The 11,621-nt window shown below is 52.9% G+C and carries 6 protein-coding genes and 1 rRNA gene; all 7 read left to right on the top strand.

Going from position 1 to position 11,621, the window contains the following annotated elements; translation table 11 throughout:
- Positions 1-2 precede the first annotated feature (2 nt).
- Positions 3-560 (top strand): hypothetical protein, encoded by a 558-nt coding sequence (locus tag BN7444_RS00060; RefSeq protein ID WP_068454067.1) that lies wholly within the window; start codon positions 3-5, stop codon positions 558-560.
- Entirely contained in the window at positions 547-2,817 is a 2,271-nt protein-coding gene (locus BN7444_RS00055) for a peptidase U32 family protein (protein WP_082941179.1), read from the top strand. The genes BN7444_RS00060 and BN7444_RS00055 overlap by 14 nt, the downstream gene beginning before the upstream one ends.
- Before the next feature lie 13 nt (positions 2,818-2,830).
- On the top strand, positions 2,831-5,206 hold the full coding sequence (locus BN7444_RS00050) for an endonuclease MutS2 (RefSeq protein ID WP_068454061.1): 2,376 nt from the start codon (positions 2,831-2,833) through the stop codon (positions 5,204-5,206).
- 8 nt (positions 5,207-5,214) lie between these two features.
- Positions 5,215-6,924, top strand: a complete 1,710-nt coding sequence (gene argS / locus BN7444_RS00045) for an arginine--tRNA ligase (RefSeq protein ID WP_068454058.1) — start codon at positions 5,215-5,217, stop codon at positions 6,922-6,924.
- A 36-nt stretch (positions 6,925-6,960) separates the two neighbouring features.
- Positions 6,961-8,616: a B12-binding domain-containing radical SAM protein gene (locus BN7444_RS00040; protein WP_068454055.1), complete on the top strand. Its 1,656-nt coding sequence runs from the start codon at positions 6,961-6,963 to the stop codon at positions 8,614-8,616.
- Positions 8,606-9,700: a tetratricopeptide repeat protein gene (locus BN7444_RS00035; protein WP_068454052.1), complete on the top strand. Its 1,095-nt coding sequence runs from the start codon at positions 8,606-8,608 to the stop codon at positions 9,698-9,700. The genes BN7444_RS00040 and BN7444_RS00035 overlap by 11 nt, the downstream gene beginning before the upstream one ends.
- A gap of 361 nt (positions 9,701-10,061) precedes the next feature.
- Positions 10,062-11,589, top strand: a 16S ribosomal RNA gene (locus BN7444_RS00030).
- The last annotated feature ends 32 nt before the right edge of the window (positions 11,590-11,621 follow it).

Below are 11,621 nucleotides of genomic sequence, written 5' to 3'. Positions count from 1 at the left end.
AAATGACAAAGAAGCGCGTACAGGTTGAAATTGCAGGCATGACCTTTCATGTTATCGGAGAAGACGACGACGCTTACGTCAAGTCCTTGGCCGATGAGGCCAATGAGCGCATTCGGGATGTGGAAAGCCACAACTATCGCTTAAACGACGTACAGGTTTATATTTTAAGTCTTTTAAATGCTCTGGATGAAAAGAACAAGGAAGCTCGAGCCCAAGAAGCGGCCGATGCTTTGGCGGGAGATGCCCAAGGCGTGAAGGAAAAGCTTGAAGAAATCGACGCGCTGAACAAACGGCTGAAGGAAGCGAACGATGCCTTGACGGCGAAGGATAATCGCCTCGAGGAATTGGAATCTCGCCTGAAAGAGCTGGACGACGAAAAGAAAAAGCTGGAGCGGGAAAACGCCGCCTTGGCCGAAGAAAAAGCCGGCTCCGAAGATCGCCTGAAAGAAAAGGATGACAAGCTTCGCGAACTGGAGGAGAAGAATTACGAAACGCAAATGCGTCTCGTGGACTTGAATAAAGAAATTTACGTCCTGCGCGGTGACCATGAACAGGAATAATGTAGAGCTGTTGGCACCGGCGGGAGGCATGGCGTCTTTTTACGCGGCCATTAACAGCGGCGCCGACGCCGTTTATCTGGGCGGGAAGGAATTTTCCGCCAGAGCAAGTGCACAGAATTTCACGGCAGAGGAGATGGCGAAAGCTGTCTCCTATGCCCATGTCAGGGGCAAGCGCGTCTTCGTTACCTTAAACATTTTGCTTTCCGACGAAGAGTGCGAGCGGGCCTTGGATTACGCGGCGGATCTCTACGAAATCGGCGTGGACGCCTTGATCGTGCAGGACATCGGCTTTGCGGAACTGGTGGCGAAGTATTTGCCCGATTTCGAACTCCACGCCTCCACTCAAATGAGCGTCATGGATCTGGAAGGCGCTCGCTATCTGGAAAAGATGGGCTTCAGTCGCGTAGTAATGGGAAGAGAAATCTCTCTCGACGAAATTCGCCGCATTAAAGAAGGCACGGATCTCGACATCGAAGCCTTTTGTCACGGCGCCCTCTGCGTTTCCATCAGCGGCCAATGCGAAATGAGCTCATACATCGGCGGTCGAAGCGGCAATCGCGGCAACTGCGCCCAGCCCTGCAGAAAGCAGTACACCATCGAGGACGAGGCGGGACATGCCGTTTACGACAAAGGATACGTCATCAGCCCCAGGGATTTAAACACCATCGAATTCGTGGACCGCTTGGCGGAAGCCGGCGTCTATTCCTTTAAGCTGGAAGGGCGCATGAAAAGCCCGGAATACGTGGCGGTGGTGACGTCCAATTACAACAAGGCCTTGGGCGGCGAAGATTTTCGCGTGGAAGACATGGCCCAAATGTTTAACCGCTCCTACACCAAGGGCGTGGGCTTCGGCGATTTCGGCGATGCCTTTATTACCGAGACGCGGCCCAATCACCGCGGCGTAAAAATCGGCGTGGTGGCGGCCAACGACCCCGCCCGAGGTACTCACGTGGATTGGAAGACAGAGCCCGATGAAGGAGACCTCTTAGAATTTACCGTGGGCGGCGAAAAGAAGCGGCACACTTTTGCCGGCAAAGCGGAACATATTATTAAGCTCCCCTTTGAACCGGACGTGGGAACGACGATTCTGCGCCTCTCTTCCGTGAAACTTAACGAAGAGGCGGGGAGAGAAGCGGAAGAGATTGCGGGTACGCAGAACGTGGACGGCCATTTTTATGCCCACATCGGAGAAGTGCCTCGCTTCACCTTAACCGGCGACCACCGAGTCGAAGTTTCCGGGGAGGGTCCTTTGGAGCGGGCGAAAAAGGCGAAGGCGAACGAGGACCGTATTCGCGAAAATCTCGGAAAGTTCGACGGCTCGGTCTATGCTTTGAACCACGTGACCCTGGACATGGACGAGGACGTCTTTCTTCCCATCTCCACGGTCAACGATCTGCGCCGGCGGGCCCTGGCAAGCTACGAAAAAAATGAGGGGCGAAAGCGGCCGACATATACTTTCGCCGAAAGTTTCAGAAAGAAAAGACCGGATAAGACCCTGCTTACTGTCGAAGTTGCAGAGGAAGAAGCCATTTACGACTTGCCCTACGAGCTTATCGATCGGCTGGAATTATATTTTCTGCCGTCACCGGAAGCCATGGCCTTTTTAAAGGGCGTGGACGTGCCGGTTTACTACAGCTTCCCCTACGAAACGCCTGCGGGCTACGAGAAAGTAAAGGACTTTTTCCACGGCGGCATCGTTCAAAGCTTAGGCCAATTCGAAAAAGTCCCCGGTCACATTGTGGCGGGGGAAGGGCTCAATATCTTTAACGCCTACAGCTTCCGCCACTTCAAAGAGGCCGAGAGCATCATTCCCTCTTTCGAGTGCAAGAAGCAGCAGTTGGAAGCCCTCTACCGACGCTTCGGCACCTGCGGCGAAATCCTTTACTACGGCTATCCCCGCTCCATGACCATGCGCCATTGCCCCATGAGTTTGGTGAAGGGCTGCGGTGTGGAGCGGAAATGTGCGAGCTGCGCCTTCAGAAAAAATTATCACCTGAGGGACGAGCGCAACGCCACTTTCCCCTTCCGCCGCGTCGGGGACATGACGGAGATCTACAACAGCGTCCCCATTTACCTGGGAGACAGGGCCAAGGCCATTATGGCCATGAAGCCCGCGGCCTTAAAAATTCGCGGACGCATCGGTGAGGACTTAAATAAAATTATTGCAGAGGCCCATCGGGTCATCGAAGGGAAAGCCATTAAGAAGCCTGCGGTGACCAATTTCACGCGGGGCCATTACAATCGAGGCATTATTTAGAACAGGAGGAGACATGGCGCCTAAAATCGAAGCCATTCTTGAATTTCACGACATCGTGGAGCAATTAAAGAATTTGACGACGTCGAGTATCGGCAAAGCGCGCTGTGAATCCATGGCCTTTTCCGCCGACCCCGACGTCATCGAACAATGGCAGCAGGAGACCCAAGAGGCCTTTCGCCTGTTGGTGGAAAGGTCGGCGCCGCCCTTATCCGGCGCCCGCCCCGTGGCGAAAAGCGCCCACTATGCTTCTCGCGGCGGCGTGCTTCACATCAGCGAGCTTTTGGAAATCGGCGACTCCTTGCGCGGCGTCTCCCGCATGCGCAAATACATGACCGATGTAGACGAATCTGCGGAAGACCCCTATCCTTCCATTCGCGCCATGGTTTCCGCCCTATGGACTCAGGGAGATTTGCGTGAGCGCATCGAAGCCACCATCGAATCGGAAGATTCCATTTACGACGACGCCTCGCCGAAGCTGAAAAGCATACGGCGAAACCTGGCGCGAAAAAAAGATCAGGTACGAGACAAGCTGCAGTCCATTTTAAATGCAAAGGATCTGCAGGAATCTCTGCAGGATTCCATCGTCACCATGCGGGAAGGCCGCTACGTGGTGCCCGTGCGCCACGACGCCAGAAACAAAGTCAAGGGCCTGGTACACGACATGAGCGCTTCGGGCCAAACGGTTTATATCGAGCCCATGGCCATTGTGGAAGCCAACAACGACATTCGTCAGCTGGAGTTGGAAGAGCGGGAAGAGATTCAGCGAATCTTGGAGGAGCTTTCCGAGGAAGTGGGGCAGTACCCCGAGGCTTTTGCTGAAAATGAGCGGCTCTTCGGCCGGTTGGATTTTATTTTCGCCAAGGCGAAACTGGCGTCGGATCAAAACGCCGTTCGCCCCAAGCTTTCCAAGGCGCGTGAGACGAAACTGATCAACGCCCGTCATCCCCTTATCGATCGCCACAAGGTGGTGCCCTTAAGCTTGGAGCTGGGTGGCGAGAATCGGGGCCTTATCATCACCGGGCCCAATACCGGGGGCAAGACTGTGAGCCTGAAGACCTTGGGGCTCATGGTGCTTATGACCCAGTGCGGTCTGCACATCCCGGCGGATCTCGGCACGGTCATCGGCGTCTACGACGGCGTCTATGCCGATATCGGCGACGAGCAGAGCATCGAGCAGTCCCTGTCCACCTTCAGCGGCCACATGGTTCACATCGTGGACATTCTAAAAGTCGTAAACGAAAACAGTCTGGTGCTCTTCGACGAGCTGGGTGCCGGCACCGACCCGACGGAAGGGGCGGCCTTGGCCGTGAGCATCATCGAGCACCTTATGGCCAAGGGCGTGAGCTTTATGGCTACCACCCACTACACCCAGCTTAAGCTCTACGCCTTAACGCGGGAGGGCGTGCAAAACGCCTCCATGGAATTTGACGTGGAAACTCTGACGCCCACCTATCGCCTTCACGTCGGCGTGCCCGGCAAGAGCAACGCCTTTGAAATTTCATCCCGCCTCGGCTTGCCACAGGAAATTTTAGACGGCGCAGAAGAATTTTTAGAAAGCGAAGACATCGCCTTTGAAGACGTGCTTACCACATTGGAAGCGGAGCGAAGTCGACTGGAAAAGCGGGAAGCGGAACTGGTCCAATTGACCGGCGAGTACCGCAGGGAAATGGCCGAGGCAAAAAAATCGGCGGACCGCTTAAATTCCGAGAAGGATCAGATTTTACAAAAGGCGAGGGACGAGGCGCGGCGCATTGTAAAATCCGCCAAGGAAGATGCGGATCTGGCCGTGTCTGAAATTCGCGACATTCGCGAGCAGCTGCGTAAAGAAGACGCCCAAACCCTGCAACAGGCTCAGGACCTTTTGCGGGAAGGGCGAGACAAATATCGTGACAAGGATGAAGGCATCGTACTGAAGCGGGCGGCAAAACCCGCCAAGGCGTTGAAGCCGGGAGACGAAGTCTTTGCGGAATCCTTGGGCGTATCCGCCACGGTGCTGGAAGGCCCCGATTCGAAAGGCGAGGTGCTGGTACAGGCGGGGCTCATGAAAATGGCTTTGCCCGCCGATTCCTTGATTCGTAGCGAGCCGGCGGCCACGACGGAGAAAAAAGTCAACGCGTCGAAGGTGCGCCAAAAGAAACAGAAGCACGCCAAAACGGAAATCGACATTCGTGGCAAGACCTTCGAAGAGGCGGAACCCGTTTTGGAAAAAGCCTTGGACGACGGCTACCTGGCGTCCTTGGACCGCATACGAATTATTCACGGAAAAGGCACGGGGATGCTGCGCAAGAAAGTAAAAGAATACCTGCGCCATCACCCGTCGGTTAAAAAGCAGGAAGATGCCGAGCCGGCAGAAGGCGGCAGTGGCGTGACCATTGCATACTTAAGATAGGAGAGACTATGATCGATTTTAAAGAACAAATAGCAGAGGGCCTGGCTCGGGAAACGGGGCTGGATAAAAAAGATTTACTTTTCAAAATTGAAACGCCGCCGGACAGAAAAATGGGGGACTACGCCTTCCCCACCTTTACTCTGGCAAAGACCATGCGGAAAAACCCCGCCCTTATCGCCCAAGAGCTGAAAGAAAAACTGGAAGGCATGGAAGGCATTGCCGACATCGTCGTCGCCGGCCCTTATCTGAACTTTTTCATCGACACGAAGACCCTGGCCGATCACGTGCTGAAGGCCGTGGTGGAAGAGGGCGACCGCTTTGGGACGTCGAATTTAGGCGAAGGCAAGACCGTCATCGTGGAATATTCCTCGCCCAACATCGCCAAGCCCTTTCACATCGGCCACATTCGCACCACAATTATCGGCGACTCCATTAAGCGCATTTACAAACACTTGGGCTACAAGGTAGAGGCCATTAACCATTTAGGCGACTACGGCACCCAATTCGGTATGATGATCGAAGCCTACAAGCGCTGGGGCGACGACGAAGTCATCGAGAAAAATCCCATTCCCGAGTTGGTGAAACTCTACGTGCGCATCAACAAGGAAGCGGAAGAAGACAAGGAGCTTTTGGACAATTCCAGAGAGTGGTTCAGAAAGCTGGAAAGCGGCGACGAAGAGGCCGTTTCCCTTTGGCAATGGTTCCGCGATTTAAGCTTGGAAGAATTTAAGCGGGTCTACGACATGCTGGACGTGGACTTCGATTCCTTCCGCGGCGAATCCTATTATTCCGATTTAATGGTCAAAGCCGTGGATGAAATCAAGGCGAAGGGCCTTCTGGTTGAAGACCAAGGGGCGCAGATCATTAATCTGGACAAATACAATTTGCCGCCCTCTATTATTATTAAGAGCGACGGCTCCACCATCTACCTGACTCGCGACATCGCCACGGCTATTTTCAGAAAAGATCATTACGATTTTTACAAAAACATCTACGTGGTCGGCAGTCAGCAAAATCTCCACTTCCAACAATTAAAAGCCATTTTAAAAGAAATGGGCTACGATTGGGCCGACGACTGCATCCACGTGCCCTTCGGCATGGTTTCTCTGCCTGAAGGCACTCTGTCCACGCGTAAGGGCAAGGTCGTCTATCTGGAAGACGTATTGAACCGCGCCGTGGACAAAGTGGAAGACATTTTGAAGGAGCGCGAAGAAGAAAGCGGACATAAAATGGAAAATCGCGACGAGCTGGCTCATCAAGTGGGCATCGGCGCCGTGAAATTCCAAGAGCTCTTTAACCAACGAATCAAGGACTACGTCTTCGATTGGGACCGCACCTTAAGCTTCGACGGCGAAACCGGGCCTTACGTGCAATACACCCACGCCCGCATGAATTCTCTGTTGGAAAAAGGCGGCTTCGATCCGAAGAATGAAGTTGACGCATCTCTGCTTTCCTCGGAAGAAGAAAAAGAGCTGTTGCAAAAGCTTTACGGCTTCAATCAAGTGATCGTCGACAGCCACGAAAAGTACGAACCCTATTTCGTGACCCGCTACATCACCGACTGCGCGAAGACATTTAACAAGTACTACACCAATACGCCCATTCTCGTCGACGACGAAGCACTGAAACAGGCTCGCCTGCTTTTGGTTTACGGCGTCAAAAATATGATCCGCATCGGCTTAGATCTTTTGGGTATCGAAGCCCCGGACAAAATGTAAGAGAGAGGCGAAAGCCTCTTTTTTTATGGAGGAAGTATGAAAGTTTTACTGGTGGCCATGAACGCCAGCTACGTCCATACGAATTTGGCCGTGCGCCTGCTCCGCGCATCGACGAAACGGCCCGTGGCTCTTCTCGAAATGACCATTAACGAATCGAGAGACGTCATGCTGCAAAAAATCCTGCGGGAAAAGCCCGACGCCATTCTCTACTCCGCCTATATCTGGAACTGGTCTCAGATACAAGTGCTGGGCCGCTATATACGCAAGGCCTTCCCTCGTGTAAAGCAATACGTCGGCGGTCCGGAGGTCACTTACGACAGCGCCGAACGCATGAAGACGGAAGCCTGGATAGACGGCATTTTGCGAGGCGAAGGGGAGAGAAGCTTCGACGACTTTCTCGACTGCTTGGAAGGAGAGGCGGATTGGAACGAGGTGCCGGGCTTGGTCTATCGAAAGGACGGGGAGATTTTTTCCGTGCCTTTAAAAGATACCTTTGCCATCAGCGAGCTGCCAGCCGGCTACGAGGAGGAAGCCTTAGACCACCGCATCGTCTATTACGAATCCATGCGGGGCTGCCCCTACCATTGCAGCTATTGTTTGTCTTCCGAAGACGACGACGTGCGCCACCGCAGCGTGGACGAGATTAAAGAGCATATGAGACGGATTTTTCAGACGGGCTCGAAACTGGTGAAATTTGTAGACCGCAGCTTCCACATTCGCCCCGAGCGCACCAAAGAAATCCTGCGCTTTTTTATCGCCGAAGCGCCACGGGACATGTGCATTCACTTCGAAATGAATCTGGAGCACATGACCCCCGATGTGGCGGAGGTCATAAACGAGGCGCCGGCGGGACTCTTTCAGATCGAGGCGGGAATCCAATCGGTGAACCCCGAGGTGAACCGCAGCATTCATCGAAGCACGAATCTGGAGAAGATGAAAAAAGCCATGGATCTCATCGATCGGGACAAGGTGCACATCCACGTGGATTTAATCGTGGGCCTTCCCGGGGAAGACATGGAAAGCTTTTTAAACGGCTTCGACCGGGTGGTGCCCCTTCGCGCGAAAAAAATTCAAATCGGCTTTCTAAAGCTGCTGCGAGGTACGGAGCTGCGCCGCAGGGCCGAAGAATTTCACATCATCTACGACGACGAGCCGCCCTACGAAGTCATTCGCACCGACGTCCTTCGTGGTGAAGAGGTGCTGTTGTTAAAAAACTTCGCCGCAGTCGTGGAAAATTACTACGACGAAGACGCCTTTCTCGCCGTAAGAAGCGAGCTGAAGGAGCGAGGCGTAAAGCCGTCGGATTTCTACATGGGCATGGCCCGTTACCTCATGGAAAACATTCATGAGCAGCCATTAAAAAATCGGCAGGGAAAGTACCTCTTCCTCTACAGCTTCTTAAATGAGAAGCATTGGATGGATGATGCCATGTACCTTGCCCTGAAAGAAGACTTCTACTTCGCGGAAAATAAATACATCGGCGGAACTTTGCCGGTGGATGATCCCGAGCTGGGCCGCCAAGCCGTGGTGGACTTTTTAAAAAGCCATCCGGACTTTGTGCCCGTAGACGATCCCCTGAAAGCATCGAAACAGGTGCGGGGAATCATCTTAGGCGACACCGTCCGCTACATCTATTACGAAAAAGGAAAATACAAAAAACACTTAGACGAAAGGAAGGACCATGGACAGTAAAAAGTATTTGAGCGATTGGTACGACGCCATCGGTTTTCTGGAACAAATTCCCGGACGAAAACATATTTTAAGCGGCGTCCCCCTTCCCATTCTGCAAAAGGATTTGATCGAAGAGATTAAGATGCAGGATGACACCATGGACTACCGCCATATCTTCACCGCCATGTGCATCGTCGTGGCTTTGGACGAGCAATTTCCCTTTGCCGACGCCTATTTGAAATTTCTGAAAGAAAACGCCGACGACGCATTAAAGGCCATCGACGGGCAGATAGCCGCGGCTTGGCAGAAAGAGGGCTCGGAAGAAATCTATCTCATGAGCATGGCCAAGGAAAGAATACGGGGAAGCGTAGAAGATCGCCTGGAAACCACCGCCGCCATGGAAGGCATCTATAATCAAAACTGGAGCGAAGGGGCGGACCTTGCCGATCTCTTAAAGGAAATAACCGATCGCTACGAGGCTATAATAGAAGAAGATGAAAATTGTGCGGTCGCTTATGCCGCACTGAGTCGCATATACGAAGCCCAGGCCATGTATATTAAGGCGAAATTTTACGGCGAGAAGGCGCTGAACTTGGCGGAAGACGAACTGTTAAAGGATCAAATGCGCCGCGCATTGGAGCGGGTGCAAGAGCCGGCCGCCATCGACGGGGCCAGAACCTATCTCCACTACGGAAAGTATGAAGAAGCCATCGCCGCCATTCAGTCCATCGACTCCCGCTACTCGGAGCCCGCTGCCTGTGCCCATATTCTCGGCATGGCCCACTACGGCCTGCAGGATATGGGAACCGCCATTCATTATTTGGAAGAAGCGGCCTCCTGCGGTGAAGATGGAGAGATCGAAAACGACCTGGCCATCGCCCTCGCCGCAGCCGGTCGAGAGAAAGACGCGGTGGAAACTCTCACGAGAGTCATCAAAAGAGAAGAGGACAATCGCACGGCCCATATGAATCGCGGCATACTCAATTACCGGGCGGGGAGATTTTCCGAAGCGCTGAAGGATTTTGAACAGGCCTACCGTCTGGCATCGGATCCCGATCTGTGGAGCCTGATCGAACGGACGAAAGAACTCGCCGATAAGGCGTAAAGGAGAAAACAAAAGGACGTAAAATTCGTGTTGACAAGAAATAAGTCAGTGCGTATAATAATACTTGCCCACTAAATCGGGCCCTATTTTTTAGGAAACAGTCCTTAAAAATAGGTTGACAAAAGTTTGCCTCCAATGGTAAACTAAACAAGTTATCGCGCGAGGCGTGCGGAAAGAATTTTTACAAAGTGTTAAAAAGTTCTTGACAAAGCATTCCCTGCGAGATATACTAAATAAGCTGTTTCGAAAGAAGCGGCACTGAACCAAGTTAATTAAATGGTATAAGAGATTAAACCATAACAAATCTAAAAGCTTAAAGCGGAACACAGTCAGTGAATCCGAGCTAAGCAAACTCAAAGTTTTTATTGAGAGTTTGATCCTGGCTCAGGACGAACGCTGGCGGCGCGCCTAACACATGCAAGTCGAGCGATGAACATTCATTGATCCCTTCGGGGTGATTTGATTGGGATTAGCGGCGAACGGGTGAGTAACGCGTGAGGAACCTGCCTCTTACAACGGGATAGCCTCGGGAAACCGGGATTAATACCGTATAAGACTCCGACACCTCCTGGTGATGAAGTCAAAGTGCTAGCGGTAAGAGATGGCCTCGCGTCTGATTAGTTAGTTGGTGGGGTAACGGCCTACCAAGACGACGATCAGTAACCGGCCTGAGAGGGTGAACGGTCACATTGGAACTGAGACACGGTCCAAACTCCTACGGGAGGCAGCAGTGGGGAATCTTGCACAATGGGGGAAACCCTGATGCAGCGACGCCGCGTGAGCGATGAAGGTTTTCGAATCGTAAAGCTCTGTCCTATGGGAAGATAATGACGGTACCATAGGAGGAAGCCCCGGCTAACTACGTGCCAGCAGCCGCGGTAATACGTAGGGGGCGAGCGTTGTCCGGAATTACTGGGCGTAAAGGGTTCGCAGGCGGCATGGCAAGTCCGATGTAAAAGGCGAAGGCTCAACCTTCGTAAGCATCGGAAACTGTCAAGCTTGAGTGAAGGAGAGGCAAGTGGAATTCCTAGTGTAGCGGTGGAATGCGTAGATATTAGGAGGAATACCGGTGGCGAAGGCGACTTGCTGGACTTCAACTGACGCTGAGGAACGAAAGCGTGGGTAGCAAACAGGATTAGATACCCTGGTAGTCCACGCCGTAAACGATGAGTGCTAGGTGTCGGGGGTCAAACCTCGGTGCCGCCGTTAACACAATAAGCACTCCGCCTGGGGAGTACGTGCGCAAGCATGAAACTCAAAGGAATTGACGGGGACCCGCACAAGCAGCGGAGCATGTGGTTTAATTCGAAGCAACGCGAAGAACCTTACCAGGACTTGAAATACTAGCGCCCGCTTTAGAGATAAAGCCTTTTCTTCGGAAACGCTAATACAGGTGGTGCATGGTTGTCGTCAGCTCGTGTCGTGAGATGTTGGGTTAAGTCCCGCAACGAGCGCAACCCTTACTTTTAGTTGCCAGCACGTAATGGTGGGAACTCTAAAGGGACTGCCGATGATAAATCGGAGGAAGGTGGGGATGACGTCAAATCATCATGCCCTTTATGTCCTGGGCTACACACGTGCTACAATGGTCGGTACAGAGGGCAGCGACAGAGCGATCTCAAGCGAATCTCAAAAAGCCGATCCCAGTTCGGATTGCAGGCTGCAACTCGCCTGCATGAAGTCGGAGTTGCTAGTAATCGCAGATCAGCATGCTGCGGTGAATGCGTTCCCGGGTCTTGTACACACCGCCCGTCACACCATGGGAGTTGGCAATACCCGAAGCCAGCGAGCTAACCGCAAGGAGGCAGCTGTCGAAGGTAGGGTTAATGACTGGGGTGAAGTCGTAACAAGGTAGCCGTATCGGAAGGTGCGGCTGGATCACCTCCTTTCTAAGGAAGAACGTCCTTCCCTGCGGGGAAGG

It is taken from the genome of Peptoniphilus pacaensis (assembly GCF_900088125.1).
GTDB classification, from domain to species: domain Bacteria; phylum Bacillota; class Clostridia; order Tissierellales; family Peptoniphilaceae; genus Aedoeadaptatus; species Aedoeadaptatus pacaensis.
Note: the sequence above shows the minus strand (reverse complement) of the source record. Positions and strands in the feature narration are given on the sequence as shown.